General features: G+C 56.6%; 25 protein-coding genes. 13 read left to right on the top strand and 12 right to left on the bottom strand.

The window, feature by feature from the left end:
* Window positions 1–87 precede the first annotated feature (87 nt).
* The gene (gene radC, locus AACY42_RS12435) at window positions 88–762 is read left to right on the top strand and encodes a RadC family protein (RefSeq protein WP_339479645.1); all 675 of its coding nucleotides are present in this window, start codon (window positions 88–90) and stop codon (window positions 760–762) included.
* A 71-nt stretch (window positions 763–833) separates the two neighbouring features.
* On the opposite strand, the gene AACY42_RS12430 is transcribed toward radC, so the two are convergent.
* Entirely contained in the window at window positions 834–2,420 is a 1,587-nt protein-coding gene (locus tag AACY42_RS12430; RefSeq protein WP_339479643.1) for an ABC transporter substrate-binding protein, read from the bottom strand.
* Between the two features lie 437 nt (window positions 2,421–2,857).
* Here AACY42_RS12430 and rpmB point away from each other — a divergent pair, with 437 nt between their 5' ends.
* On the top strand, window positions 2,858–3,091 hold the full coding sequence (gene rpmB, locus AACY42_RS12425; RefSeq protein WP_003177273.1) for a 50S ribosomal protein L28: 234 nt from the start codon (window positions 2,858–2,860) through the stop codon (window positions 3,089–3,091).
* A gap of 11 nt (window positions 3,092–3,102) precedes the next feature.
* Window positions 3,103–3,258, top strand: a complete 156-nt coding sequence (gene rpmG / locus AACY42_RS12420; RefSeq protein ID WP_003177274.1) for a 50S ribosomal protein L33 — start codon at window positions 3,103–3,105, stop codon at window positions 3,256–3,258.
* A gap of 75 nt (window positions 3,259–3,333) precedes the next feature.
* Here rpmG and AACY42_RS12415 read toward each other — a convergent pair whose 3' ends face one another.
* Window positions 3,334–3,579 (bottom strand): I78 family peptidase inhibitor, encoded by a 246-nt coding sequence (locus AACY42_RS12415; RefSeq protein WP_339479640.1) that lies wholly within the window; start codon window positions 3,577–3,579, stop codon window positions 3,334–3,336.
* Window positions 3,580–3,750: 171 nt separating this feature from the next.
* Window positions 3,751–4,113 carry a cupin domain-containing protein gene (locus AACY42_RS12410; RefSeq protein WP_339479638.1) on the bottom strand — a complete coding sequence of 121 codons (363 nt, stop codon included), beginning with the start codon at window positions 4,111–4,113 and terminating at the stop codon, window positions 3,751–3,753.
* A gap of 233 nt (window positions 4,114–4,346) precedes the next feature.
* On the opposite strand from AACY42_RS12410, the gene AACY42_RS12405 reads away from it, so the two are divergent.
* Both AACY42_RS12405 and AACY42_RS12400 read left to right on the top strand, forming a co-directional pair.
* Complete coding sequence (locus tag AACY42_RS12405; RefSeq protein ID WP_339479636.1) at window positions 4,347–5,840, top strand: aldehyde dehydrogenase; 1,494 nt, start codon at window positions 4,347–4,349, stop codon at window positions 5,838–5,840.
* Window positions 5,841–5,890: 50 nt separating this feature from the next.
* The gene (locus tag AACY42_RS12400; RefSeq protein ID WP_339479634.1) at window positions 5,891–7,033 is read left to right on the top strand and encodes an MFS transporter; all 1,143 of its coding nucleotides are present in this window, start codon (window positions 5,891–5,893) and stop codon (window positions 7,031–7,033) included.
* A 22-nt stretch (window positions 7,034–7,055) separates the two neighbouring features.
* On the opposite strand, the gene AACY42_RS12395 is transcribed toward AACY42_RS12400, so the two are convergent.
* Together AACY42_RS12395 and AACY42_RS12390 are read right to left on the bottom strand one after the other, a co-directional pair.
* The gene (locus AACY42_RS12395; protein ID WP_339479633.1) at window positions 7,056–8,621 is read right to left on the bottom strand and encodes a phospholipase D family protein; all 1,566 of its coding nucleotides are present in this window, start codon (window positions 8,619–8,621) and stop codon (window positions 7,056–7,058) included.
* Between the two features lie 61 nt (window positions 8,622–8,682).
* Complete coding sequence (locus tag AACY42_RS12390) at window positions 8,683–10,116, bottom strand: aminotransferase-like domain-containing protein (RefSeq protein ID WP_339479631.1); 1,434 nt, start codon at window positions 10,114–10,116, stop codon at window positions 8,683–8,685.
* Between the two features lie 179 nt (window positions 10,117–10,295).
* Between AACY42_RS12390 and AACY42_RS12385 the strand changes: the two genes are divergently transcribed.
* Complete coding sequence (locus AACY42_RS12385) at window positions 10,296–10,541, top strand: DUF1127 domain-containing protein (RefSeq protein ID WP_339479630.1); 246 nt, start codon at window positions 10,296–10,298, stop codon at window positions 10,539–10,541.
* Between the two features lie 114 nt (window positions 10,542–10,655).
* Here the strand turns inward: AACY42_RS12385 and AACY42_RS12380 are convergent, their stop codons facing one another.
* Entirely contained in the window at window positions 10,656–11,969 is a 1,314-nt protein-coding gene (locus tag AACY42_RS12380; RefSeq protein WP_339479628.1) for an NAD(P)/FAD-dependent oxidoreductase, read from the bottom strand.
* A 145-nt stretch (window positions 11,970–12,114) separates the two neighbouring features.
* Between AACY42_RS12380 and AACY42_RS12375 the strand changes: the two genes are divergently transcribed.
* Window positions 12,115–12,468 carry a YkgJ family cysteine cluster protein gene (locus AACY42_RS12375; protein ID WP_339479627.1) on the top strand — a complete coding sequence of 118 codons (354 nt, stop codon included), beginning with the start codon at window positions 12,115–12,117 and terminating at the stop codon, window positions 12,466–12,468.
* 84 nt (window positions 12,469–12,552) lie between these two features.
* Here the strand turns inward: AACY42_RS12375 and AACY42_RS12370 are convergent, their stop codons facing one another.
* Window positions 12,553–13,041 (bottom strand): Lrp/AsnC ligand binding domain-containing protein, encoded by a 489-nt coding sequence (locus AACY42_RS12370; protein ID WP_003206849.1) that lies wholly within the window; start codon window positions 13,039–13,041, stop codon window positions 12,553–12,555.
* 155 nt (window positions 13,042–13,196) lie between these two features.
* Between AACY42_RS12370 and dadA the strand changes: the two genes are divergently transcribed.
* The 5 genes from dadA (at window position 13,197) to AACY42_RS12345 (ending at window position 17,271) form a co-directional block, all read left to right on the top strand.
* Window positions 13,197–14,501, top strand: a complete 1,305-nt coding sequence (gene dadA / locus AACY42_RS12365; protein WP_024618128.1) for a D-amino acid dehydrogenase — start codon at window positions 13,197–13,199, stop codon at window positions 14,499–14,501.
* The gene (locus AACY42_RS12360; protein WP_339479622.1) at window positions 14,473–14,826 is read left to right on the top strand and encodes a RidA family protein; all 354 of its coding nucleotides are present in this window, start codon (window positions 14,473–14,475) and stop codon (window positions 14,824–14,826) included. Before dadA ends, AACY42_RS12360 begins: the two co-directional genes overlap by 29 nt.
* 97 nt (window positions 14,827–14,923) lie before the next feature.
* A complete protein-coding gene (alr, locus tag AACY42_RS12355) occupies window positions 14,924–15,997 on the top strand; it encodes an alanine racemase (RefSeq protein ID WP_339479621.1) in 1,074 nt (357 codons plus the stop codon).
* Between the two features lie 128 nt (window positions 15,998–16,125).
* On the top strand, window positions 16,126–16,674 hold the full coding sequence (locus AACY42_RS12350; protein ID WP_003206841.1) for a cupin domain-containing protein: 549 nt from the start codon (window positions 16,126–16,128) through the stop codon (window positions 16,672–16,674).
* A gap of 183 nt (window positions 16,675–16,857) precedes the next feature.
* Complete coding sequence (locus tag AACY42_RS12345) at window positions 16,858–17,271, top strand: c-type cytochrome (protein ID WP_339479723.1); 414 nt, start codon at window positions 16,858–16,860, stop codon at window positions 17,269–17,271.
* 69 nt (window positions 17,272–17,340) lie between these two features.
* Here AACY42_RS12345 and AACY42_RS12340 read toward each other — a convergent pair whose 3' ends face one another.
* The 4 genes from AACY42_RS12340 to lanM form a co-directional block, all read right to left on the bottom strand.
* Window positions 17,341–18,075 carry an AAA family ATPase gene (locus AACY42_RS12340; protein ID WP_339479620.1) on the bottom strand — a complete coding sequence of 245 codons (735 nt, stop codon included), beginning with the start codon at window positions 18,073–18,075 and terminating at the stop codon, window positions 17,341–17,343.
* Entirely contained in the window at window positions 18,068–18,946 is an 879-nt protein-coding gene (locus tag AACY42_RS12335) for a hypothetical protein (RefSeq protein WP_339479619.1), read from the bottom strand. The genes AACY42_RS12340 and AACY42_RS12335 overlap by 8 nt, the downstream gene beginning before the upstream one ends.
* Complete coding sequence (locus AACY42_RS12330; protein ID WP_339479618.1) at window positions 18,939–19,556, bottom strand: hypothetical protein; 618 nt, start codon at window positions 19,554–19,556, stop codon at window positions 18,939–18,941. Before AACY42_RS12330 ends, AACY42_RS12335 begins: the two co-directional genes overlap by 8 nt.
* A gap of 260 nt (window positions 19,557–19,816) precedes the next feature.
* Window positions 19,817–22,750, bottom strand: coding sequence for a type 2 lanthipeptide synthetase LanM (gene lanM / locus AACY42_RS12325; protein WP_339479617.1), 2,934 nt, complete (start codon window positions 22,748–22,750; stop codon window positions 19,817–19,819).
* Between the two features lie 742 nt (window positions 22,751–23,492).
* On the opposite strand from lanM, the gene AACY42_RS12320 reads away from it, so the two are divergent.
* Window positions 23,493–25,415 (top strand): acetyl-CoA hydrolase/transferase C-terminal domain-containing protein, encoded by a 1,923-nt coding sequence (locus tag AACY42_RS12320; protein WP_339479616.1) that lies wholly within the window; start codon window positions 23,493–23,495, stop codon window positions 25,413–25,415.
* A gap of 120 nt (window positions 25,416–25,535) precedes the next feature.
* Here AACY42_RS12320 and AACY42_RS12315 read toward each other — a convergent pair whose 3' ends face one another.
* Complete coding sequence (locus AACY42_RS12315) at window positions 25,536–26,108, bottom strand: xanthine phosphoribosyltransferase (RefSeq protein WP_014340844.1); 573 nt, start codon at window positions 26,106–26,108, stop codon at window positions 25,536–25,538.
* Window positions 26,109–26,168 lie beyond the last annotated feature (60 nt).

The following is a 26,168-nucleotide window of genomic DNA, read 5'->3' as shown; positions in this document are numbered from 1 at the left end:
CAGGGTGCAAATCGCCTGCAAAAAAGATGGGCTACGATATCACAGCGACCGCTACGGAACAGCGGCGCCCACAATCAGGGAGATGTCATGAGTATTCGCGATTGGCCCGCGGCCGAGCGGCCACGGGAGCGGTTATTGGCGCTAGGGGCGGGGAGTCTATCGGACGCCGAGCTGCTGGCGATTTTTTTACGAACCGGCGTGTCGGGCAAAAGCGCGGTGGATCTGGCGCGACAACTATTGATGCAATTTGGCAGCCTGCGCGCGCTGCTTGAAGCTGATCAGATCACATTCAGTAATCATATGGGGCTCGGGCCGGCGAAGTTTGCCCAGTTGCAAGCGGTTCAGGAAATGAGCCGTCGGCACTTGGCTGAACGGGCACGGGAAAAACCCGCGCTGGAAAACCCGCTGGCGGTTCGTGAGTACCTGAAATCGATGCTGCGTCACGAGCCCCACGAGGTGTTCGGTTGCCTGTTTCTCAATTCCAAGCACCAGGTACTGACCTTCGAGGCGCTGTTTCGCGGCTCCATCGACAGCGCCAGTGTTCATCCCCGGCAGGTGGTCAAAAGGGCCTTGGCCCACAACGCCGCCGCGCTGATCCTGTGCCACAACCACCCCTCCGGCAACACCGAGCCCAGCCAGGCCGACCGGGTGCTCACTGAGCGGCTTCAGGAGGCGCTGGAGTTGATCGATGTGCGGGTGCTCGATCATTTCATCGTTGGCGATGGGGAGCCGTTGTCGATGGCGGAGCGTGGGTGGATGTAGGCAAAGTCAGGCTGAAATAATTCTGCGGGAGCAAACGTTGCTCCCGCAGGGGAGGCTCTGTGGGGCTGGGGTTATTTGAGGCTGACTTTGGAGTAATCCTGGCGCCCAAACGGGCTGACCGAGTAACCCTGCACCTCCTTGCGGGTCAGGGCGAACGCGGTCGGGTGGGCCAGGGGCAGCCACAGGGCCTGTTGCTGGATCTGGGCCTGGGCCTGTTCATAGAGCTTGGTACGCACACCTTGTTCGCCAGTGGTCTTGCCGGCGGTGATCAGTTTGTCCAGGTCGGGGCTGCAGTAGCGGGCGAAGTTGGTGCCGGACTTGACCGCCGCGCAGGAAAACTGTGGCGTGAGGAAGTTGTCCGGGTCGCCGTTGTCGCCGGCCCAGCCCATGAACAGCAAATCATGTTCGCCGGCCTTGGCGCGACGGATCAGTTCGCCCCATTCGATCACCCGGATCTCGGCCTGGATGCCGAGTTGCGCCAGGTCGGACTGCAGCAGTTGTGCGCCGAGGCTGGGGTTGGGGTTCAGCAGGCTGCCGGAGGGGCGGGTCCAGATGGTGGTCTGGAAGCCTTCCTTCAAGCCGGCCTTGGCCAGCAGGTCGCGGGCTTTGGCCAAGTCATGGGCGTAGCCGGGCAGACTTTTGGCGTAGCTCCAGGTGTTGGGCGGGTAGGGGCCATTGGCGGCTTCGGCGGTGCCTTCGAAGACAGCCTTCAGGTAGCTGGCCTTGTCGAAGGCCAGGTTGATGGCTTGGCGCACCTCAGGCTTGTCCAGCGGCGGATGCTGGCTGTTGATCGCCACGAACGCGGTCATGAAGGCGTCGGTCTGCTCGACCTTCAACCTAGGTTCTTGCTTGGCGGCTTGTACGTCCTGCGGCTTGGGCGACAGGGCGATCTGGCATTCGTTGCGACGCAGCTTCTGCAGGCGCACGTTGGCGTCCGGCGTGATGGCGAAGATCAAGGGATCCACTTGGGGCTTGCCGTCAAAATAATCAGCGTTGGCCTTGTAGCGAATCGAAGCATCTTTCTGGAATCTGTTGAAAATGAACGGACCGGTGCCGATTGGCAGGCTGTTGAGTTTTCCCGGCGTGCCGGCCTTGAGCAACTGATCGGCGTATTCGGCCGAATAAATGGAGGCAAAGCCCATGCTCAACGTCGCCAGGAAGGTCGAGTCGGCGTGATCGAGGGTGAAACGCACGGTCAGCGGGTCCAGCGCGTCGATTTTTTTGATCAGCGCTGGCAATTGCATGGATTGGGCGTGGGGAAAGCCGCTTTGTGCAACCTTGTGCCATGGGTTCGCGGGGTCGAGCATGCGTTCGAAGCTGAACTTCACGTCCTCGGCAGTCAGGTCGCGGCGCGGCGTGAAGTAGTCGGTGTGGTGAAACTTGACCTGTGGCCGCAGTTTGAACACGTAGGCCAGGCCATCGGTGGAGACTTCCCAGTGCTCGGCCAGGCTGGGCACCACTTTGCCGCTGGTGGTGTTGAAGTCCACCAGGCGGTTCATCAGCACGTCGGCGGAGGCGTTGGTGGTCGTCAGGGAGTTGTATTGGACGACATCGAACCCTTCCGGGCTGGCTTCGGTACAGACGCTCAGAGCGGCGGCCAAGGCCTGTGGGGTGATCAGCAGAGGGGCGAGCAACAATGGTAGGGCAGCGAGGCGCATGGTCGGTTTCCTGTGCAAGTCGAAGGCCCATCTGCGAGTGCAGTCTGGAAAAGGCCTACCCTAGTGGGCTCGCCGCTAAATGACTATCCCCTTTTTGCATTTTCCGGCACTCTGCGACGGCGCGTGGATGGGCTAAAAGTCGCCGCGGGCAAAAAAAAACTGCGTGCAGCGACGAGCGGTAAGGGGCTGTGCCAGCCTTTGCGCCCGCCGTCCGGGGCGGCTGGTCGGTGATTCGCCCTGAAGGCAAATCACATCTGCTGTTGTTGCACTGTGGTCTTTCTGGTATAAAGCAGCGCTCTTTTCTAGGGGCCCGGTTCCTTCACTGTAGGTGTAGCCGGTAAGACCCTTAAAGAAACGCGGCGCCTAGCGCCAAATGACTGAGAGATTAAGCGGCCAACCCATGCCGGGTTGGGCATGTGGTTTTAGAGGGCTGAGGCATGTCGAGAGTCTGTCAAGTTACCGGTAAGGGTCCGGTGACTGGGAATAACATTTCCCACGCAAACAACAAAACCCGTCGTCGTTTCCTGCCGAACCTGCAGCATCACCGCTTCTGGGTTGAAGAAGAGAAACGTTTTGTGCGTCTGCGCGTATCTGCCAAGGGCATGCGTATCATCGACAAGCGTGGCATCAGTGTCGTGCTGGCCGAACTTCGTCGCGATGGCAAGGTTTAAGGGAGCTAATCATGCGTGAATTGATTCGTTTGATCTCGAGCGCCGGTACTGGTCACTTCTACACTACCGACAAGAACAAGCGTACTACCCCGGACAAAATCGAGATCAAGAAATATGATCCGGTTGTTCGCAAGCACGTGATCTACAAGGAAGGCAAAATCAAGTAATTGATTTTCCCTCTTACAAAAAAGGGCCCGTATCGTGAGATACGGGCCCTTTTTTGTTTGCGTTTGTCTTGTGGATCAACCGCATTTAACGCCGACGATAATTCCATTGTCATCGGTTAGAAGGTTGATGCGTCGCGGGCGCAGGTCGTAGGTTGTAGGGTGTTTTGGGCCTGCGGCGCGAACCTGGGCCCCGTTGGCCAGGGCGCGAACTTCTTCACGCAGCTCGGGGGTGTATTTTTGGCCAATGGTGTACTGGGCGACAGCGATGTCGCATTGATCGTGTGGCGTGGGCACGACAACGGTGTTGTTTTGGTTCGGCATTTTTAGCCTCCTTGCTGATATCTATTGAAGTTCAGGCACTCACCGGTCGGGTTGGTCGCGCATCCTGCGCGTGCCGCGGCGACGATAAATTGCGTGGTGCCTGTGAAGCGTTTTAATCGTTGCCGCAGCCGTTGACCAACGATTAAGTGTCACTGTCTTTTACGGTGCAGCTCAGGCTCGCGCTTCAAACACCACGTAAATCTTGCGGCACGGCTCCAGCACTTCCCAGGTGCCCTGGAACCCGGCCGGGATCACAAAGCGGTCGCCGGTCCGCAGGGTCTTGGCATTGCCATCGTTGTCCCGCAGCACGGAAACGCCCTGAACGATCTCGCAGTATTCATGCTCGGTGTAGTTGACCGTCCACTGGCCGACGGCGCCTTCCCATACGCCAGCATTCATTTGCCCGCAGGGGCTGCTGTAGTGGTTGAACACAGTTTGTTCGGGGTCGCCCTTGAACACCTTGGCCGGGTCCGGGCGATAGCGTTCGGCGGTGGTGTTGGTCTGGCTGAAATCGACAATGTCCTGAATGCTCATGCGGGTGATCCCCAGTAATCGCTTGGAAGGTTTCGAGTCTATGTTTATTAAAACGAACATCGCAAGGCCGTTTGCCGGCGTTGTGTCAAATATATTGAAACTTGCCCGGCCGCTGGTTTAGGGTGGCGGGTGCCCGTGTCGAAAATAGCGTCGCAAACAGACTGGCCGGGCAGAATTCTTTTGAGCGCTGCGCATTGCGCGGCGCTCGTACTCAATAAGAGGAGGACACACGCATGACCACCCTGACTCGTGCTGACTGGGAACAACGCGCCCGCGACCTGAAGATCGAAGGCCGCGCCTTCATCAACGGCGAGTACACCGATGCGGTGTCCGGCGAAACCTTCGATTGCCTCAGTCCGGTCGATGGCCGCCTGCTGGGCAAGGTCGCCAGCTGTGACGTCGCCGACGCCCAGCGTGCGGTCGAAAACGCTCGCGCCATCTTCAATTCTGGCGTTTGGTCACGCCTGGCACCCAGCAAGCGCAAAGCCACCATGATTCGTTTTGCCGGCCTGCTCAAGGAGCACGCCGAAGAACTGGCCCTGCTTGAAACCCTGGACATGGGCAAGCCGATCAGTGATTCCCTGAACATTGACGTTCCCGGCGCGGCCCAAGCCTTGAGCTGGAGCGGCGAAGCCATCGACAAACTCTACGACGAAGTGGCGGCCACCCCCCACGACCAGTTGGGCCTGGTGACCCGCGAGCCGGTGGGTGTCGTGGGCGCTATCGTGCCCTGGAACTTCCCGTTGATGATGGCCTGCTGGAAGCTCGGCCCGGCGCTGTCCACCGGTAACTCGGTGGTGCTCAAGCCGTCGGAAAAATCTCCGCTGACGGCCATCCGTATCGCCGCACTGGCGATCGAGGCTGGCATTCCCAAAGGCGTGCTGAACGTGCTGCCAGGCTACGGCCACACTGTCGGCAAGGCCCTGGCCCTGCATATGGACGTCGATACGCTGGTGTTCACCGGTTCTACCAAAATCGCCAAGCAACTGATGATTTACTCCGGCGAATCCAACATGAAGCGTATCTGGCTGGAAGCTGGCGGCAAGAGCCCGAACATCGTGTTCGCCGATGCCCCGGACCTGCAAGCCGCCGCCGAATCCGCCGCCAGCGCCATTGCCTTCAACCAAGGCGAAGTCTGCACCGCCGGCTCGCGGTTGTTGGTGGAGCGCTCTATCAAGGACACGTTCCTGCCACTGGTGATCGAAGCCCTAAAGGGTTGGAAACCTGGCAACCCCCTGGACCCGGCCAGCAATGTCGGCGCTCTGGTCGATACCCAGCAGATGAACACCGTGCTGTCCTACATCGAGGCCGGGCACAGCGACGGCGCCAAACTGGTGGCCGGCGGCAAGCGCATCCTTGAGGAAACAGGCGGTACGTACGTCGAGCCGACGATTTTCGATGGCGTGAGCAACGCGATGAAAATTGCCCAGGAAGAGATTTTCGGCCCGGTGTTATCAGTCATCGCTTTCGACACTGCCGAGCAGGCTATCGAGATCGCCAATGACACACCGTACGGCCTGGCTGCAGCGGTATGGACCAAGGACATCTCCAAGGCCCACCTGACCGCCAAGGCGCTACGTGCCGGCAGCGTATGGGTCAACCAGTACGACGGCGGCGACATGACCGCGCCGTTCGGTGGCTTCAAGCAATCGGGCAATGGTCGCGACAAGTCGTTGCATGCGTTCGACAAATACACCGAGCTGAAGTCGACCTGGATCAAGCTCTGATCCCTTTTGTGGGATGGCTGAGATTGATAGCCCTCCACAGGAGCGTGGAAATGCGTTGGGCGACCTATTTCGCCGTGTTGGCGTCTGTCCTGAGTGTCGGCCTGGCCTTGGGCGTGAGTATGCCGCTGGTGTCGCTGCGCCTGGAGGGTTGGGGCTATGGCTCGTTCGCCATTGGCGTGATGGCCGCCATGCCGGCCGTGGGGGTGTTGCTCGGAGCCAAGGTGTCGAGCCGGTTGGCGGCGCGGTTCGGCACGGCGGCGTTGATGCGCCTGTGCCTGTGGGGTGGCGCAGTGTCCATCGGGTTGCTGGCGCTGTTGCCCAGCTATCCTGTCTGGTTGCTGCTGCGCCTGGTCATTGGTGTGGTCCTGACCTTGGTGTTCATTCTCGGTGAAAGCTGGATCAATCAGTTGGTCATTGAGAAATGGCGTGGCCGACTGGTGGCGCTGTACGGCAGCAGTTACGCCCTGAGCCAGTTGTCCGGCCCGCTGCTGCTGGGCGCGCTGGGGACTGATCATGACTATGGATTCTGGGTCGGCGTCGGCCTGCTGCTGATCGCACCCCTGCTGTTGCTGGGCCGTAGCGGTGCGCCGAGCAGCGAGGCCGGCAGCGTCACGTTCGGCGATTTGTGGACGTTTTGCCGAGGTTTGCCGGCGATTGCCTGGGCGGTTTCGTTGTTCGCCGCGTTCGAGGCCATGATTCTCACGCTGCTGCCGGTGTATTGCCTGCGTCAGGGTTTCACTGCCGACATAGCGCTGGCGATGGTCAGCACCGTGGTGGTCGGTGATGCCTTGTTGCAGTTGCCCATCGGCGCTCTGGCTGATCGCGTGTCTCGCCGGGCGCTGTTGACGGGCTGTGCGGTGGCGCTGATGTTATCGAGCCTGGCGGTTGCGCTGTTGATCGATACCCTGTTGATCTGGCCGCTGTGGGTGCTGTTCGGTGCCAGTGCCGGCGGTTTGTTCACGTTGTCGTTGATCCTGATCGGCGAGCGTTACCGCGACGATGCGCTGGTGCGGGCCAACGCCCATGTCGCGCAACTGTGGGGCCTTGGTTGCCTGATCGGCCCACTGGCGGCGGGAGCGGGCAGCCAGTGGATCAGCGGGCATGCGTTGCCTTTGTTCATGGCCGCAGGGGCGTTTGGTCTAGTGATCCTGCTGTTGCGCCAAGGGGCGTTCGGAGCGACACAAACAGCCTGAGCCCGCGACGGTTTGTGCAGGCTTACAACATTTGCTCCAGCCCGATCATCGTGCTGAACCAGGCATTGAACCGGCGCCACCAACTGCCCGGCTCGCGGTCTAGATCGTGCGTCTGCCCGTTGTCTTCGGTGGTCCATACAAGCGTTCCATCCTCCAGTCTGGCCTGATAGCTCAGGGCCGGCGCCATGCCCTGTAAGGCCAGTTCGCGCACTTGGCTGGCGAGTTCGGGGCTGTCCACCAGCACGCCGACTTCGGTGTTCCACAGCACCGAGCGCGGGTCGAAATTGAACGAGCCGATGAACGATTTCTGCTGGTCGAAGATGATCGCCTTGCTGTGCAGGCTGGAGTCCGATTCGCCGTAGGACTTACTGTAGAACAGGTGAGGGCTGCTGCCGGTGTCGCCCGGTTGTCGGCGAAGTTCGAACAGCCGTACACCATGTTGCAGCAGGGCCTTGCGGTACGGCGCATAGCCGCCATGCACGGCGGGCACGTCGGTGGCTTCCAGGGAGTTGGTCAGCAGGCTCACCGACACACCGGCATCGGCGCGACTGGTCAGGTACACCAAACCTGGTTGGCCGGGGACGAAGTAGGCGGAAATCATGATCAGCTCTTTGCTGACGCCCGTCAGCTCGGGGGCCAGTTGTGTAGTCAGCAACAGCTGCGGGTCCGGCTCATCCTTGGCCAGGACTTTGCTGGGCGCGTCCCACAGCGCCTTGTTCCAGGCCCAGATCAACTGATCGCGCCAAGTGTCCAGGCGCGGTTGGGTCTTGTAGGCGGTCAACTGCTGGTAGAGCGCGTGATTCTCCTTTTGGGTCTGCTCCAGGGACTCTTGCAGGCGCTGGCGGTTGTTGGCCAGGTCCTTGGGTGTGGGGCGATGGGACAGGAACTGTTCGATGGGTTTGCTCAGAGCGCTGTTCCAATATTGGTCGAAGCTGTGCCCCAATTGTTCGGCCACCGGGCCGACACCGAGCAGGTCGATGTCGGTGAAGTTCAGGTTGGGTTCGGCGTCGAAATACTCGTCGCCCAGGTTACGGCCGCCGACGATGGCCATGCTGTTGTCCGCCAGCCACAACTTGTTGTGCATCCGGCGGTGTTGCTGTGACAGGTTGAGCAGGCGCCCGAGGCTGCGGGTCACGCCAGTGGCGCGTCCCAGGTGCAGCGGGTTGAACAGGCGAATCTGGATCTGCGGATGAGCGGCGAGGGTCGCGATGATCTGATCCTGGCCATCGCTGGTGGTGTCGTCCAGCAGGATGCGCACGCGCACGCCCCGGTCGGCGGCCTTGAGCAATTCATCCACCAGCATCCGCGTGCTGATGCCGTCGTGGACGATGTAGTACTGCAAGTCCAGGCTGCCTTGGGCGTGGCGGATCAACTCGGCCCGGGCAATGAACGCGTCGGTGCTGTCCGACAGCAGCCGAAAGCCCGAGCGCCCTTCATGGGCGGCAGCTTGAGCCTGGACCGAGCGGCCGAACGAAGATTCGGCGGCCGGTAAGGCTTGGGAGGGCTCGCGAGTGACATCAAGACTGGCGCAGCCGCTCAGCAGTGAGATGACTAACAGCAGCGCAGGCAGGATCGGTCTGGATCTCACGTAGAATCGTTCCGCTTGTTCACGTTGATCGGCTGTTGGGTGCTGCTTCCCTGGGTAAAGTTCAGACGACGTCGCGCTGGGTTTCGTTCAACAATGCCATAGCGGCGGTTCCGACCTTGCGTACGGCCTCTTCGATCTGGGGCGTTGGCTTGGCAGCGTAGTTCATTCGCAGGCAGTTGCGGTACTTGCCCGATGCCGAAAAGATGCTGCCAACGGCGACCTGCACGCCTTGGTCGAGCAGGGCCCGATTGAGCTTCAGCGTGTCGAAGCCTTCTGGCAACTCGACCCACAACATGAAGCTGCCCCGCGGGCGACTGGCTCGGGTGCCCGGCGGAAAATAGCGGCTGACCCAATCAATCATTACGTCGCGATTGCGCTGGTATTGCGTACGCATCCGGCGCAAATGGGGTTCGAAATGCCCGCCCTTGAGAAATTCGGCAATGGCGATCTGTGGTTGTGGCGCGGTGGAGCCGGTGCTGATGTATTTCATGTGCAGCACCCGCTCCAGATACCGGCCTGGCGCGACCCAGCCAATGCGCAGGCCGGGAGCCAGGGTCTTGGAAAATGAACTACAGAGCAGGACACGGCCGTCTTCATCGAAGGACTTGATGGTGCGCGGGCGAGGGTACGTGTAGGCCAACTCGCCATACACATCATCTTCGATGATCGCCACGTCGAAGCGTTGTGCCAGGTTCAGCAGGGCGCGTTTATTGGCGTCGGGCATGATGTAGCCCAGCGGGTTATTGCAGCTGGGGGTCAACTGTATGGCCTTGATGGGCCATTGCTCCAGCGCCAGTTCCAGTGCATCCAGACTGATGCCGGTGAGCGGGTCGGTGGGGATTTCCAACGCCTTCATGCCCAGGCCCTTGAGGGTTTGCATGGCCCCGTGAAAACTGGGTGAGTCCACCGCGACGATATCGCCTTGTTCGCAGGTGGCGCGGATGCTGACCGAGAGGGCCTCGTGACAGCCGGTGGTGACGATCAAATCGTTGGAGCCCAGTTGACAGCCGGAGTCCAGCGACAGCCGGGCGATCTGCTCACGCAGCGCGAGGTTGCCGTAGATGTTGTCGTAATACAGACCGGGCATGTCTTGTCGGCGGCTGATCTGCGCCAGGCTGCGCAGTAGCGGTTTCATGGTCGGCGAATGGATATCGGGCATGCCGCGTCCCAGTTGCACCACGTCCGGGCGCGGTACCGCGCGGATCAGCTCCAGCACCTGGTCCCACTGGGAAATATCCACTGGGCGCTGGGCCGGACGGCCTACCACCGGCAGGTCGGGCAATGCTCGGCTCACGGGTACGAAATAGCCGGACTTGGGTCTCGGCATCGCCAGCCCGCTGTCTTCCAGCACGCGATAGGCCTGCTGCACCGTACTCAGGCTGACCCCATGTTCCGTGCTCAATGCCCGCACTGATGGCAGCCGGTCGCCGGGGCGGTAGAAGCCCTGTTCGATGCGGGTGCCGAGCAATTCGGCGAGGTTCACGTAGAGGGTCATGGTGCGCTCCCGATGAGATGGACCACTGCAACCGATACAGTTGGGGTGGAAAATGACGATTCAGTCGCGGAAATACCGAATCTGTATGCTTATAAAATGAATTAGTTGAATCTGTATTGCTTTTGGCCGTCCGCGCATCATGAAACCTCTGGCTACCCAAGTAAACAGGAGCGATCAAAATGAACGGCTTGAGCGATGTGCGGCTGACGTTACACAGTCAGGAACTGGCGGCAGGGCAGGAGAAGGGGCTGCGCAGCGCGATGTTGCGCAATCCGCCATCCGGCCTGAGCCGTTGGGCCCTGTTCTGGCTTCGTCTGCATACACGCCAAGCCTTGTTGGACCTTACACCCGAACAGTTGCGTGATATTGGGCTGAGTCGGGAGCAGGCGCGGGAGGAGGGGCTCAAGCCGTTCTGGCGGCTTTGAAACGGTGTGGTTCCTGAGGCTGCGGTTGCGGGCAAGCCTTGCTCCCACAGATTGAAGGTGACCTGTGGGAGCAAGGCTTGCCCGCGATCGTGTTGTCAGTGGTGTTGAAGCTCTTTAGACCAACTCTTTCAAGCGATGCCACAACATTCCCAGCGCCAATAGCGGCGAGCGCAGGTGCTTGCCGCCAGGGAACGTCATGTGCGGAACCTGGGCGAACAGATCGAAACCGCTGCTGTGCTGCCCGCTGATCGCTTCGGCCAACAATTTGCCGGCCAGGTGCGTGGCGTTCACCCCATGGCCGGAATAGGCTTGGGCGTAATAGACGTTGGGCTGATCCTTGAGCCGGCCGATCTGCGGCAAACGGTTGGCGCCAATGCCAATCATCCCGCCCCACTGATAATCGATTTTCACATCCGCCAACTGCGGGAAGACCTTGAGCATCTTTGGACGCATGTAGGCGCCGATGTCCTGTGGGTCACGGCCGGAATAGTGACAGGCCCCGCCAAACAGCAAGCGTCGATCCGCCGAAAGCCGGTAGTAATCCAGGGCCACGCGTTGATCGCAGACCGCCATGTTCTGCGGCAACAGCGCCTGTGCCTGGGCCTGGCTCAAAGGTTCGGTGGCGATGATGTAGCTGCCGGCGGGCAACACTTTGCCGCCCAGTTGCGGATTGAGTCCATTGAGGTAGGCGTTGCAGCCCAGCACCAGCGTCTTGGCACGGACCGAGCCCTGTTGGGTGTGCACCTTCACTTCAGGACCGTAGTCGATACGTGTGACCGCCGATTGCTCGAATAGCCTGACCCCCAGTTGCTGCGCGGCGGCAGCTTCGCCCACGGCCAGGTTCAGTGGATGCAGATGGCCCGAGCCCATGTCGATCAACCCACCGACGTAACGGTCCGAACCCACGACGCTGTGCATTTCGTTGGCTTGCAGCAGTCGGGTCGGGTGGCGATAACCCAGGCTGCGCAGTTCTTCGGCGTCTTCGGCGAAGCCTTCCAGGTCGCTGGGCTTGTTGGCGAGGTCGCAGTAACCCCAGGTGAGGTCGCACGGGATCTGAAAGCGTTCGACGCGCTGTCGGACGATTTCCACGGCCTCGAGGCCCATGAGCTTCATCTGGCGCACGCCGTCGGCGCCGATGATCGGTGCAAACTGGTCGAGGCCATGACCGACGCCACGAATCAATTGGCCGCCGTTGCGGCCGCTTGCGCCCCAGCCGATCCGGTGCGCTTCCAGCAGCACCACACTCATGCCGCGCTCGGCCAGTTCGATCGCCGTGTTCAACCCGGAGAACCCGCCGCCGACCACGCAGACATCCGCCAGCAATTCACCCTGCAGCAGCGGATGGTCCGGTTGCGGCAGGCTGCTGGCGGCGTAATAAGAGGCGGCGTGCGCGTGGCTCGGGACAGGTTGCTGAACACGGGCGTTCATGTGCGTAATCCTGATTCTTGTGTTTGAGAAATCTTACGGAGCATAAGCCGGGGATTCCCCGCTGGGCAACACCGGTCGGCGAGTGCTGTCTGGTGCGCGGCTTTTAAGGCAGAATCCTGGGCCGTCTCCTTCGGTAATCGCCCCAATGAGTTGCAACAGTCAAACAATCCGCACGCTACGCCAGCAGATTCCCTCGTTCGAGTGCGTGCCGGGCTGCCATGACTGCTGCGGTCCGGTGACCACCTCGCCCGAGGAAATGGCCCGCTTGCCCCGCAAGACCCGCGCCGAACAGGACGCGGCCATGGACGCGCTCGACTGCGTGCACCTGGGGCCCAACGGTTGCACCGTCTACGACGAGCGCCCGCTGATCTGCCGGCTGTTCGGCACCACCGCGACGTTACCGTGTCCCAATGGACGGCGGCCGGTGGAACTGATTCATCCGCGGGTCGAGAAGCAGATTCATGAGTACATGGCCAGCACTCGGCAGGTGTTGGTCTAGCAGATAGGGATACCGAGTCGCGGCCTTCGCGAGCAAGCTCGCGCACAATGGATCTCTGCTTGTTCAAGGAAGGTGGATCCAGGCTCAGTCTGGAATCGGCAGGTTCAAGCTCTCCTTCACCTCTTCCATCACGATATAGCTCTTGGATTCGCGCACATGGGGCAGTTTGAGCAGGATGTCCCCCAGCAGCTTGCGGTATGACGCCATCTCGGAAATCCGTGCTTTCACCAGGTAGTCGAAGTCCCCTGACACCAGGTGACATTCCAACACGTGAGGCAGTTTCAGCACGGCGCGTCGGAACTCTTCGAATGTGTCGCCGGATTTGTAGTCGAGGCTGATCTCGACAAACACCAGCAGGCTCCCCTTCAGGTGCTGCGGATTGAGCCGGGCGTTGTAGCCCATGATGATGCCCTCGCGCTCCAGGCGCCGCACCCGCTCGGTGCAGGGCGTCGTGGAGAGTCCAACCTTTTCCCCCAGTTCCGTGAAGGAAATCCGCCCATCCGCTTGGAGAATGCGCAGGATGTTGCGGTCGATCTTGTCCAGCTCACGTTTGGTCTGAGTGTTGGTACGCACAGGTGATGCGCCTCCGTGAAAAGGGTTTTTGCCGAGAATTCTCGCCAAATATAGGTGTTTATATAGTGAAAAGCACTGGCTAATCTTTTTTACACTGCCCCCATCAAAGCTATGTACAACAAACGTCAGCGGTTATCCGCGATGAGGGCAACAACATGCGCGTTCTGGTCTTGGGTAGCGGCGTCATCGGTACCGTCAGTGCTTATTATCTGGCCCGTGCCGGGTTTGAAGTGGTGGTGGTCGACCGTCAGCCGGCGCCTGCCATGGAAACCAGTTTCGCCAACGCCGGCCAGGTGTCGCCGGGTTATGCCTCGCCGTGGGCGGCACCGGGCGTACCGCTCAAGGCCATCAAGTGGCTGCTGCAGCGGCATGCGCCGCTGGCGATCAAGGCCACTGCCGACATTGACCAATACCTGTGGATGGCACAGATGCTGCGCAACTGCACCGCCAGCCGCTATGCCATCAACAAGGAGCGCATGGTGCGCCTGTCCGAGTACAGCCGTGACTGCCTCGACGAGCTGCGCGCCGAAACCGGCATTGCCTACGAGGGCCGTAGCCTGGGGACCACCCAACTGTTCCGCACCCAGGCCCAGCTCGATGGCGCGGCAAAAGACATCGCGGTGTTGAAAGAGTCGGGTGTGCCGTTCGAAGTGCTCGACCGCGAGGGCATTGCCCGGGTTGAACCAGCCTTGGCCAATGTCACCGACATTCTGGCTGGCGCCTTGCGCCTGCCCAACGACCAGACTGGTGACTGCCAGATGTTTACCACGCGCCTGGCGGAAATGGCCGAGAAGCTCGGTGTGCAATTCCGCTTCGGCCAGGATATCCAGCGCCTGGACTTCGCCGGTGACCGCATCAACGGTGTCTGGATCGACGGTAAGCTGGAAACCGCCGACCGCTACGTCCTCGCCCTGGGCAGCTATTCGCCGCAACTGCTCAAGCCCCTCGGGATTCGTGCACCGGTGTATCCGCTCAAGGGCTACTCCCTGACCGTGCCGATCACCAACCCGGCGATGGCGCCGACTTCGACCATTCTCGACGAAACCTACAAGGTCGCGATCACCCGGTTCGACAACCGCATTCGGGTGGGCGGCATGGCGGAAATCGCCGGTTTTGACCTGTCCCTCAATCCGCGTCGGCGCGAAACCCTGGAGATGATCGTCAACGACCTTTATCCTCAGGGCGGCGACCTGGCCCAGGCCAGCTTCTGGACCGGCTTGCGCCCGACCACCCCGGACGGCACGCCAATCGTGGGGGCCACGCCCTTCAAGAATCTGTTCCTGAACACCGGCCACGGCACCCTCGGATGGACCATGGCTTGTGGTTCCGGTCGCCTGTTGGCCGATCTGATGGCGAAGAAAAAACCCCAGATCAGCGCCGAAGGCCTCGATATTTCCCGTTATGGCAGCAAACACCAGGAGTCCGCAAAACATGTCAATCCAGCGCCAGCTCACCAATGACCGCATGAGCCAGGTTGTCGTGCACAACGGCACCGTTTACTTGGCCGGGCAGGTCGGCGACGACATGACCGCCGGCATTGAGCAGCAGACCCGCGAAAGCCTGGTCAATATCGAGCGATTGCTGGACATGGCCGGAACCGACAAGAATCGTTTGCTGTCGGTGACGATCTACCTGAAGGACATCGAGGCCCACTTCGAAGGCATGAACGCTGTCTGGGACAACTGGTTGCCCATGGGCGTCGCCCCGGCCCGTGCCACAGTGCAAGCCAAGCTGTGCGAGCCGGAGATCCTGGTGGAGCTGTCCGTCGTGGCCGCGCTGCCTTAAATATCGGCCCAAACGATCCCTCTCCCGGTGCTGTTGGTGGTTCATGCTGTCAGCCAGCACCGGTTTTTTATTCATGACCGCCTAGAAGTCCGCCGCCATGCGTCCTGCCCGTGCCCTGATCGATCTCCAAGCCCTGCGTCACAACTACCAATTGGCCCGCGAAGTCACGGGGGCCAAGGCCCTTGCGGTGATCAAGGCCGACGCCTATGGGCACGGCGCAGTGCGTTGCGCCGAGGCGCTGCAGGACGCGGCGGACGGGTTCGCCGTTGCCTGCATCGAAGAGGCCTTGGAACTGCGGGCCGCCGGGATCCGTGGGCCGATCCTGCTGCTGGAGGGTTTTTTCGAGGTCAGTGAGCTGCCGTTGATCGTCGAGCATGATTTCTGGTGCGTGGTGCATTCGTTGTGGCAGCTCGAAGCGATTGAAAAAGCCGCGCTGAGCCAGCCGATCACTGTCTGGCTCAAGCTCGATTCCGGCATGCACCGGGTCGGCCTGCATCCGGCGGATTACCAGGCGGCCTACCGTCGCCTGCTGGCCAGCGGCAAAGTGGCGAAGATCGTCTTGATGAGCCACTTCGCCCGTGCCGATGAACTGCACGACCCCAGCAGCACCGAGCAACTGGCGACCTTCGACAAAGCCCGCCAGGGCCTGGTGGCGCAGATCAGCCTGCGAAACTCACCCGCCGTGCTGGGGTGGCCGCAGATACCCAGCGACTGGGTACGCCCTGGCATCATGCTCTACGGGGCCACGCCCTTTGATGAGCCCAACGCCGCCGCCTCGCGCCTGCAAGCGGTGATGACCCTGGAGTCGAAGATCATCAGCGTGCGCGAATTGCCCGCCGGCGAACCGGTGGGCTACGGTGCCCGTTTTATGACCACGCAACCGACCCGGGTCGGCGTGGTCGCCATGGGGTATGCCGACGGCTACCCACGCCAGGCGCCCACCGGTACACCGGTGCTGGTGGATGGGCAGCGCAGCCAACTGGTCGGACGCGTGTCGATGGACATGCTGTGTGTCGACTTGACCGATGTCCCCCAGGCCGGGCTCGGCTCGACCGTTGAGTTGTGGGGCAAGCACATCCTTGCCAGCGACGTTGCCAAGGCCGCCGACACGATCCCCTATCAGATTTTCTGCAACCTGCGGCGGGTGCCACGGCTCTATTCCGGGCATTGATGCACGGCGCCAACGACCGAAAGTCGCTTCACCGCACAGGATTCGGGTCAAAGTGTTGTAAATACTGAACGCTGTCGCCATGATAACGGTCACTTTCCTCACAACCTGATTCCCTGGAGGCTCCAGCATTGGACGTCGGTGAACGACTGCAATCCATTCGTAAACTCAAAGGCCTTTCCCAGCGTGAACTCGCCAAGCGCGCGGGCGTCACCAACAGCACTATTTCGATGATCGAGAAGAACAGCGTCAGCCCCTCGATCAGCTCGCTGCGCAAGGTCCTTGGCGGGATTCCCATGTCCATGGTCGAGTTTTTCTCCGAGGAAATTCTTCAGGAGAAACCGACCCAGATCGTCTACAAAGCCAACGAACTGATCGACATCTCCGACGGTGCCGTGACCATGAAGCTGGTGGGCCGGGCGCATCCGAGCCGGGCGATCGCCTTCCTCAACGAGATCTATCCGCCGGGTGCCGATACCGGTGAAGAGATGCTCACCCATGAGGGCGAGGAAACCGGAATCCTGGTGGAAGGGCGGCTGGAATTGGTAGTTGGCGTCGAAACCTTCGTGCTCGAGGCTGGCGACAGCTACTATTTCGAAAGCACCAAGCCCCACCGTTTCCGTAATCCGTTCGACGTGCCGGCGCGACTGATCAGCGCAGCCACACCGGCCAATTTCTAGAAAAAACGGCGCCGGCCCCGCACGGCAAAGGCGCCCAGGGAATGCGTTGTCACTGCAAACAAGACCCTTGCGACTTTGGGGTTGTTTCAGTGTGACGGGCTTACCGCTATACTTGCGCCCGCCTGCAAACCGTGGCCGCAGGCGTGACTAGCCACCATTGAGGGTGTACGCGTGAACCTAATTATGAAAATGCTGGCTGCACCAGCAACCGTATTGGCCCTATGGGCAGTCAGTGCCCAAGCGGCGACCACCGACGAAATCGCCAAGCGCCTCGAACCCGTTGGCCAGGTCTGCGTCCAGGGGAAAGAATGCAAAGGTATGGAGGTTGCCACTGCCGCGGGCGGCGCTGGCGGTGCCAAGGCGTCGAAAGATATCATTGCCAAACATTGCAATGCTTGCCACGGTCCCGGCCTGCTGGGTGCGCCGAAAATCGGTGACACGGCAGCCTGGAAAGAGCGCGCCGATCACCAGGGCGGCCTCGACGGCATCCTGGCCAAGGCCATTACCGGCATCAACGCCATGCCGCCAAAAGGCACCTGCGCCGATTGCTCGGATGAAGAGCTCAAGGGCGCCATCAAAGAGATGTCTGGTCTTTAAAAAATCAATCAGGTTTAAAGCGGGCCGTAAGGTCCGCTTTTGGCTGGCTGAATTTGAACACGAACACATTCAATTATCTTCCTTGGCAAAGACCAGCTTTCTTAAAAAATCACCTGACGAATTCAAGACCGACTTATAGATGCTATAGGCGCTTGTTTCAGTCGGTTGTATTTTATTGAGTGTCCCATCAGCTATCTCAAGTAGCTCGCATCCCGGCATTGACATGATTATTGGTGAATGGGTTGCAATAATAAACTGCGCTCCTTGGTTGGCAAGTTCAAAGATTCGCAGAATGAAAGCCAGCTGCCGTTGTGGGGATAAAGAAGCTTCAGGCTCGTCGAGAATATAAAGCCCTTTATTATTGAATCTGCATTGAAAAAGTTTTTCCATGGCTTCCCCGTGAGAAATGGTGTGTAAGTCTTGGCCACCATAATAAGTCTTTATCTCAGGTCCAAAACTCCGTTCTTCATCCAGGCGCCGGATTTCTGTGTTCAGATTATAGAAAGTTTCTGCCCTATAAAAAAATAGGTCTTTTTCCTTGATGTGTCCCTTCGACAGTATTAGTTTTTGATGAAGGTCAGAATGAGTGTCTTCTGTTTTAAATATGAAGTTCTTTCCTCCTCCCTCAGGATTGCATCCCAATTTGACAGCAATGCCCTCTAGCAATGTAGATTTTCCGCACCCATTTTCACCTATAACTATTGTTATACGATGAGAAAAGGTGATCGGAAATAAATTACGTAAACAAGGGCGAGTACTGACTCCGGGCTTTATGCGGACTTCCCGTAGATAAAAATTATTCATGTTTTGTACCTTTGAAAACTCGTTTTACGGATTCATTGACCCCTATCAAAGAGAGTGCAGTTTCAAGGGAGTGACGACTTGCCATTGAGAATAGTCCTAAGTACCCAAGGTAGTAAATGTATTTTGATCCAAAAAATTCGGGAGAGGCGATTGCAATAAATACAATGATTAATACAGTGGTGGTGGCAATCAAGAATTCAGGGGCAAAGCAGATTAGCAAATTTAGTTTTTGATACTCATAGCGGGCCGCTATCGCTTCGTCAAGGTGTAAATAGTATCGCGCATGCATGTCATTGCGCGAAATGGATCTAAAGTGCTCGATTAGCTTTAGAGTTGACAGCTTATACTGCTCTTCTTTATTTATTTCAGTTTTGTAGCACCTGGCGGTAGCTGATGAGTGTTTTTTTAATTGGTATGCTGTAATCGACCAAATAATTGATAAAGGTAATAGAAAGTAAGGGGTTTCGACTATAAGTAAATAAGAGGTGGACAGCGCCAACAGAGTAGAGCCAAGAAAGTAAAGAGAACTCGATATCGCTGCTGCTATACGTTCTGCATCCTCTGTTATACGTGTCATGAAAGCACCGTATGTTGTGTGGTTGTGGTTTTCATAAATGTATTTGATTAGGTCCATTCGCAACGTTGTTTCAATGTAGGTGTTAAGGCTATCTGTGATTCCTTGCAAAACGCCTTTTGCGATAAAAATAAATACTAGGCTCTGTAATAGGTTCATGATGTAAGTCGTATCAGCTATTTTTGATATTCCCTCCGAAATAATATGCGGTATGAGCAGTTGACAACCGACCGATAAGATAAGGCACAGGATGACAAATGTTAGTATTGTTAAGTGTCGTCTTAGGATATTACTCATCAAGCGTTCCCTGCAGGCATTGGTTAATCCGCTTCCGACGATAGCGCGCCTCGCTGGTAGCATAATAGATGCTGATGAGCGAGGCTGTCGGCAGAAGCACCCGCTCTAAATAGATAGCTGCTGAAACGAAATCACCGATAGGCAACGTGCCTTCAGTGGTAAGGCTAGATCCAAGGTAAAATAATAAAATGATACCAAGCAAATAATGGAGGTTAGAGAAAAATTCAAGAAGTGATATTTTGCCTTTAGCAAATAATGAAAGAAGCCTGATCGTATTGCAGTTTTTTTGAAGGTCATCGAAGTTTGACCGTGGAACACTACTTTTCGCTGTGCTGATACTGCAAATTAGATGGGTGTTTGTCTCGACGTATTCCTCATGTGAACGTAAATATAACTTTCGGAAAAATAATTTAATTATGATGATGTACAAAATTGCAGCCAGTGGTGCGATGATGATCAGGGAGTTGTAGGAGAAAATGATAAAGAGAGAGGGTAGAAGGATTCCGAGGTTTAGGGTGATGTCCAGGTAAATGTTGTGATACAAGTAGATTGCGCCTTCCACATCACCGTCGATCAAATCGATTGCTTCGCCATAGCTTGAAATAGTCATATTGGGAATTATCACGTTTGTTAGCCTGGATTTCAGCCGTTTTCGAGTAAGTGCAGAAAGTTTTTGGGTGTATAGGTTTGACGCTAATCTCGCGCATGGACTCATTACGATGAACAAGCAGATCGCAAAAATAACGAGCTTATTAATTTCTCCGTAATTAGTGTAAGAGTTGATTGTCATGCCTATTAAATATGGGGAAGCGATGCTGGTAAATGCAACGGCCATCCCCATTAAAATTATCCTCAGATTTGAAATCATTGTTATATGTGCTTCATCTCGTGGGCGAGAAATGGAAATTCAAAGTCATTATTAAGTACCCCTATTGATCCCAGTAGTGAGCCTACCTTCCCCACCCACAAACCCAAAGGGTCGGCCGATCTGGTTCTTAACTCGCGGACATCATGTTCTGCCAGATTTAGTACGTTGGCCCAGATATAAATTCGATGATCAGGTGGGGTGTCTGGATTTAATTTTTTTATTAAATTCAATAGCCCATATGCTCCATGACAAAGAGAGTCATTAATGGGGCGTTTTCGCTTGAGTAAATTTTCGTAAGAAAATATTTTATCGGTAGGATACCTCGCTAAAAAATTGGCTGCGTCCTCAACGCCTTCGGAGGCGAAGTAATGGAGTGCTAGGTAATTTCCAGGTAGGCCATGGCTCCAAGCAAACTCCCCAAGTGAGGAGTCAATAGACCTTCTGCGGTAGTCTTTCCAGTTTTCAATGTCGACATCGAACTCAGACAATTCCCAGTTTAATAAATCTAAGAAGATCGAGTGAGTCGATTTGCTGTTCATGATGGCTTTATTGAAGTAAAAAATTGCATATGCGCAACCCATAACGCCGTGAGATATGCCGCTGAGTAACCCGTCATCGCGAGTGGTTATGGATTTGTCGAAAGTTACTATCCTACGCCCGTTGATGGTGCCTAACTCAGATTCGATTTTGGTGTAAAGTCTTTTGCTTAGTGAGGAGAAAACCGGATCGTTGGTGAGTTCGTAAAGTTTGGTGGTCACCGTCAGTGTTCCAAATGTCCCGGAAAGCAGGTCATTTCCCCAGAAATATTTTTGCCACCAACTTTCATTGAGGACAGAGTTTAGGTAAGTTTTATACCCGAGTAATAAGTCTTCGCATCGTTTGTCGTTATGGTAGGAGAGGCTGATATACAATGGCAAGATCGCAGACGAAAGACCAAAGTGGAATCCGCCTAGATGGGCGCCTGGGTTGGTAAGCTTTGTGTGAACTCTTATATATACTTGGTCCAGTAATGCGCGAATCACTGCTTGTGGTATAGCTACCCATTTACTGGCCAGGGTGCATCCATAGAGGATCCCGGTTAAACCGTAATAATAGTCTTCACCTAGTTCTGAGTATTCTATATACCCACCCGGTGACGCGTGAAATCCTAGCCATAAACCATTGGAGGATAATTCGGTTGTGATCTGATTTTTTATAAAATCGATATTTTTATCTTGTGCTTGTTGGACAGTGTGTAGTATCGAACCTAAACTGTGATTGTCTACCTCATCCAGACAGTCATGTTGGCGAAATTTATGATCAGTGAGGTTCTTATCATGTTCGTACATGTTTTGCATCGCGATCAACGTGTTTTTTATTAAGCTGATCTCAAAAGCCTGTCTACCCTCTGATAGGTTTTTCAGATAATCGATGCTATTGGATAATCCATCTAGATAATCGATATCACTCAGATACCCTTCGCCAGAGTAAAAGGGCTCAGTGAATTCAAGTTTACCAACTTGGCTTTTTGCGTATGGAATGTCTAAATCTAAACATGCTTGTATTTCTGCGTCCAAAAAGCCAATGGCCGGTGCGGTGTCGTTATCAAGTATTTTTTTTAGAAAAGCTCTTCGGTTTTCGGTGGAGCTCATTAACGATGCATGAAGTGAGCATTGAATGGCGTAATGATATGTCGCTGTCGCTCTAGGTACGTACCTACAGGGCAGATTTGCGAGGTTGTTAATTTTTTCGATAATCGACGCCTTGTGCTCGGCTACCAAGCGAAAAAAATACTGGAACCCTTCTATTATTTCCTCCTGATACTCCCACGGTTTAACGGTCTCGCCACTCCGATATAGCACATTTTCTCCCGGTAGGATTTTTACTCCGTCCATACCAAAGTTGTCGTTGCCTTGTTTGTCTTCTATGTGTTGATATAAGTTTAAACTTACGTACTGTTCCTTTAATCCTCCTAGTGCACTTAAGTCCACTCCTATCCCATCCGTCCCCTTCCAAGTCCAATTGGGGAGCATGCTGGTCTGAGTGGAATTCCATCGTATTTCTTTGGGTATGCTAGGAGTATTAAGAACGTTATAAAAAATTGTTTCCAAGTCGATAGGGATTGGGCTATTTGCGTGGGCGATAAGATTGTCAGATGTAATGTCGGATGCAGTAAATACGGTGCAGAAGCCAAGTAAAAAACCGGACCTCTTATAGAATTGAGTCACGTGATCTGCAGAGTCGGCTGGCTGTTGTTCTACATACTGTGTCCATCCATGTGTTGAACCAACAATATAGCTAGGGATTGTCCAGTCGGCGTAGTCTTCACCTGCGCTATCAGATAGATTTTTTAGTAATGTAGACGCCGCACATTCGAGCTCTAGGTTTCTTGGCTTGTAAACTATTCGTTCGCCGTTACAAAACGTCAATATGCATACGGTTGCGGATCCGTTGTGAGTTTCGCCCTCCGAGACATCACATCGCTTCAAGGTGTGGAACTGATGAATGTTAACTATTTTGCATAAGGAGTTTTTGTCGTTGCAGAGGTTTTTTGCTAGGCGAAAGCTTTGATCGATAAAATTGTCTGTCATTTTTTCTAATAACCTATCCAGTTCCGGATAGGCCGTTAATATATTCAATAGGTAAGGTGCGGTTTTTTTTAGAATTTCATAATGTTCTCTAACTGTTATTTTCCCAAGAGGAACGGTTTTTTCAAAAATATCACGTTCAGTGAACAGAACATTATTTGATGCTGCTGTAATTCTGGAGGCTAGATTGCAAAGGAATCCATTAATGATTGTCGATTTGTCGTTGTCGGACAGCCCATTAATTTCTTTAAATGCTTGTTTGCTTTGTTGTATGTAGTATGCTAGATACGGCCAGACAGGACAGTCGGTATGAAGTTTGATCATGTCCGCTAGTGCGGGCGCTTTTAGGAAGTCTAAAGGTTTTGTCATGATTGTTCCAAAAGAGTATGGAGGTAGCCGACAGTGAGTCGGCCACCTCTTTAGCGATTAGCCGTATGTGGCAAAGCAGCATTGGTTCCAACACTGAGTGCAGCAGCTTGTGCAGGGGCGAGTACCACTCGATGCGGCAGTCAGATTGCTATAGGCCTGAATTACCAGTGACGAAATCGGAGCGCTAGTAATGAACAGATTTGTCCGGGCGCTCTGAATCGCTTGTAAGTCAATTTGCATGTGTACACCTCAATATTATCCTTATTGGGTTTGGCTGAACCGCGTTCTTATTCGCGGTTTAGTTGTTGCGAGTCGGCATGCTGGGCAATTGACGTTAGGAGCTATCCATATGAAAACCTCGCTTTAAGCTGTTTGGGGATGACAAGTTTTTTCCATGGCTCTTTTGCGGTGTGGAGATTGTTCTGAATTTCTAATTATAGATATTAGTCCCAATCAAATTGGGATCAATCGGAAGCGGCTGGTATAGTCGAATGAAGCTCGTAATTTTAGTGTGGGGTCTGATGATCTATATGTGTGGGTGGTTTCTTTGTTTGAAGCGTGTTTGTAGGATGTGGCGTAGGATAGTTCTGAGTGGATATAAGGGGTAATTGAGGTTGATTCATGAAGAAACGATGCAAGTATCTGAATAGTTGATAAATTTCTTCTTTACCCACTGTTCATCGCAACCAAGACCCGGCAAGCTCGGTCCAACCCACATTCATGGAATGTCCAGGAGGGTGCGATGGTGCAGTTGTGTTCAATCGAACAAGCGGTGGATGACGTGCTCGAGCGCTTGCCCGCGCATATTCATCTGGGCATGCCTCTGGGGCTGGGCAAACCCAACCTGTTCGCCAACGCGCTGTACCGGCGCATCGCACAACTGCCCGAGCGACAGTTGACCATCTACACGGCCCTGAGCCTGGGCCGGCCGAAACTGGGCGATGGCCTGCAGAAGCGCTTCCTCGAGCCCTTTATCGAACGAGTCTTCGGCGACTATCCCGAACTGGATTACCTGGCCGACCTGCATCAGGACAGCCTGCCACCCAACATACGGGTCGAGCAGTTCTTCATGCAGCCCGGCAGCCTGTTGCACAGCGCGTCGGCCCAGCAGAACTATGTCAGCAGCAACTACAGCCACGCGGCCCGGGATATCAACGCTGCCGGCTTGAACCTGGTGGCGCAATTGGTGGCGAGCGAGCCACAGCATCCGGATCGCCTGAGCCTGAGCTGCAACCCGGACATCACCCTCGACCTGCTGCCGATGATCGCCAAGCGCCGGGCCGCCGGAGAAACCATCCTCCTGGTCGGCCAGGTGCACAACGATTTGCCGTACATGCCGGGTGACGCGGAAGTCGGCATCGACACTTTCGACCTGTTGATCGACGAGAAGGACAGCCACACGTTGTTTTCCACGCCGAACATGCCGGTGGGCTTGCAGGACCATCTGATCGGCCTGCACGCCAGTACCCTGGTGCGCGATGGCGGGACGCTGCAGATCGGCATCGGCGCCATGGGCGATGCATTGACGGCGGCGCTGCTGGCGCGTCAGGCTGATAACGCCGGTTACCAGGCGTTGCTGGCGGACCTGAACCTTAGCCAGTGGGCGCAACTGATCGAGCGCGAGGGTGGGGTCGAGCCGTTTGCCAAAGGGCTGTACGGTTGCAGTGAAATGTTCGTCAACGGTTTGCTGGTGCTGGCCGAGGCCGGGATCATCCGGCGCAAGGTCTACCCCGACGAGCCGACCCAGGAACGGGCCAACGCCGGGACCCTCGACGAGGCGGCGCAACCCGATGGCATCTGCGTACACGGCGGATTCTTCCTCGGCCCGCGCAGTTTTTACGAGCGCCTGCGCGAGTTGCCGCAAAGCCGCCTCCGCGAATTCAACATGACCCGCATCAGTTACATCAACGAGCTGCACGGCCAGGAGCAACTCAAGCGCCTGCAGCGCCTCGATGCCCGTTTCATCAACACGGTCTTCACCATGACCCTGATGGGGGCCGGAGTGTCCGATCAGTTGGAAGACGGGCGGGTGCTCAGCGGCGTGGGCGGGCAGTACAACTTCGTTGCCCAGGGCCATGCGCTGGAGGGCGGACGTTCAATCCTGCTGCTGCGCAGTTGGCGTGAGGCCGGGGGCGAGATCAGCTCGAACATCGTCTGGGAGTACGGCCATTGCACGATTCCGCGGCACTTGCGCGATATCGTGGTGACCGAATACGGCATCGCCGACCTGCGAGGCAAGACCGACGCCGATGTGATCGAGGCGTTGCTGAATATCAGCGATTCACGCTTCCAGCCCGGGCTGATCGAGCAGGCGCAAAGCGCCGGCAAGCTGCCGAAGAACTTCCGTCTCGATCCGCGGTTCGCCGACAACACATCGGAACGCTTGCAGGCGATCCAGGCGCGGCATCCGGCTCTGTTTCCCGAATACCCGCTGGGGTGTGATTTCGATGAGGTCGAGCGGGACCTGCTGCGGGCACTGAACTGGCTCAAGAGCAAGTTCAAGCTCACCGAGATCCTGGAACTGGGCAAGGCCGCCCTGGATGCGCCGGAGCCCTGGGAGTTTGCCGGGCACCTGGAGCGGATGCAGCTGGCCAGCCCTGAGGGGCTGAAGGAGGAGTTGGGCCAGCGGTTGCTGCTGGCGGGGCTCAAGGCGACTGCGCCATAACGGCGTGCACATTCCACTGTGGGAGCGAGCCTGCTCGCGATAGCGGAGTGTCTGTTACGCCAATGTGTCTGACAGACCGCTATCGCGAGCAGGCTCGCTCCCACAGGGTTGAATGAGTGATCAGTCGATGAAGGTCACAACCCCACCGGCCAGCGACTGCACCCGCGCCAACGATTCAACCCGGTAGCCCTGGGCATCGAGTTCCGCGCGACCGCCCTGGAATGACTTCTCAATCACGATCCCCAGCCCGGCGACGGTCGCGCCGGCCTGCTTGATGATGGAGATCAGCGCCTGGGAGGCTTTGCCGTTGGCCAGGAAGTCATCGATGATCAGCACCCGGTCGCTGCTGGTCAGGTGCCGCGGGCTGATGGCGACGGTGCTTTCGGTTTTCTTGGTGAACGAATACACGGTGGCCGACAGCAGGTTTTCCGTCAGGGTCAGGGACTGTTGCTTGCGGGCGAAGATCACCGGTACGCCCAGGTTCAGCCCGGTCATGATCGCCGGGGCAATCCCTGAGGCTTCGATGGTGACGATCTTGGTGATGCCCGAGTCCTTGAACAACGCGGCAAATTCGTCGCCGATCAGCTTCATCAACTGCGGGTCGATCTGATGGTTCAGGAACGCGTCGACTTTCAGGACCTGATCGGAAAGCACGATGCCTTGCTCGCGGATTTTCTGGTGCAGGGCTTCCATGAAGCCTCCTCTGGTGACGCCTTCGGCGTCTGGATTGGGTAAAAAGCGTGGTGAAAAGGA

The organism is Pseudomonas sp. RL_5y_Pfl2_73 (genome assembly GCF_963970515.1).
Taxonomy (GTDB): domain Bacteria; phylum Pseudomonadota; class Gammaproteobacteria; order Pseudomonadales; family Pseudomonadaceae; genus Aquipseudomonas.
Note: the sequence above shows the minus strand (reverse complement) of the source record. Positions and strands in the feature narration are given on the sequence as shown.

Coding starts and splice junctions, on each gene's coding strand:
- radC (WP_339479645.1), top strand. CDS start 88: ATGAGTATTCGCGATTGGCCCGCGGCCGAGCGGCCACGGGAGCGGTTA.
- AACY42_RS12430 (WP_339479643.1), bottom strand. CDS start 2,420: ATGCGCCTCGCTGCCCTACCATTGTTGCTCGCCCCTCTGCTGATCACC.
- rpmB (WP_003177273.1), top strand. CDS start 2,858: ATGTCGAGAGTCTGTCAAGTTACCGGTAAGGGTCCGGTGACTGGGAAT.
- rpmG (WP_003177274.1), top strand. CDS start 3,103: ATGCGTGAATTGATTCGTTTGATCTCGAGCGCCGGTACTGGTCACTTC.
- AACY42_RS12415 (WP_339479640.1), bottom strand. CDS start 3,579: ATGCCGAACCAAAACAACACCGTTGTCGTGCCCACGCCACACGATCAA.
- AACY42_RS12410 (WP_339479638.1), bottom strand. CDS start 4,113: ATGAGCATTCAGGACATTGTCGATTTCAGCCAGACCAACACCACCGCC.
- AACY42_RS12405 (WP_339479636.1), top strand. CDS start 4,347: ATGACCACCCTGACTCGTGCTGACTGGGAACAACGCGCCCGCGACCTG.
- AACY42_RS12400 (WP_339479634.1), top strand. CDS start 5,891: ATGCGTTGGGCGACCTATTTCGCCGTGTTGGCGTCTGTCCTGAGTGTC.
- AACY42_RS12390 (WP_339479631.1), bottom strand. CDS start 10,116: ATGACCCTCTACGTGAACCTCGCCGAATTGCTCGGCACCCGCATCGAA.
- AACY42_RS12385 (WP_339479630.1), top strand. CDS start 10,296: ATGAACGGCTTGAGCGATGTGCGGCTGACGTTACACAGTCAGGAACTG.
- AACY42_RS12380 (WP_339479628.1), bottom strand. CDS start 11,969: ATGAACGCCCGTGTTCAGCAACCTGTCCCGAGCCACGCGCACGCCGCC.
- AACY42_RS12375 (WP_339479627.1), top strand. CDS start 12,115: ATGAGTTGCAACAGTCAAACAATCCGCACGCTACGCCAGCAGATTCCC.
- dadA (WP_024618128.1), top strand. CDS start 13,197: ATGCGCGTTCTGGTCTTGGGTAGCGGCGTCATCGGTACCGTCAGTGCT.
- AACY42_RS12360 (WP_339479622.1), top strand. CDS start 14,473: ATGTCAATCCAGCGCCAGCTCACCAATGACCGCATGAGCCAGGTTGTC.
- alr (WP_339479621.1), top strand. CDS start 14,924: ATGCGTCCTGCCCGTGCCCTGATCGATCTCCAAGCCCTGCGTCACAAC.
- AACY42_RS12345 (WP_339479723.1), top strand. CDS start 16,858: ATGAAAATGCTGGCTGCACCAGCAACCGTATTGGCCCTATGGGCAGTC.
- AACY42_RS12340 (WP_339479620.1), bottom strand. CDS start 18,075: ATGAATAATTTTTATCTACGGGAAGTCCGCATAAAGCCCGGAGTCAGT.
- AACY42_RS12335 (WP_339479619.1), bottom strand. CDS start 18,946: ATGAGTAATATCCTAAGACGACACTTAACAATACTAACATTTGTCATC.
- AACY42_RS12330 (WP_339479618.1), bottom strand. CDS start 19,556: ATGACTATTTCAAGCTATGGCGAAGCAATCGATTTGATCGACGGTGAT.
- lanM (WP_339479617.1), bottom strand. CDS start 22,750: ATGACAAAACCTTTAGACTTCCTAAAAGCGCCCGCACTAGCGGACATG.
- AACY42_RS12320 (WP_339479616.1), top strand. CDS start 23,493: ATGGTGCAGTTGTGTTCAATCGAACAAGCGGTGGATGACGTGCTCGAG.
- AACY42_RS12315 (WP_014340844.1), bottom strand. CDS start 26,108: ATGGAAGCCCTGCACCAGAAAATCCGCGAGCAAGGCATCGTGCTTTCC.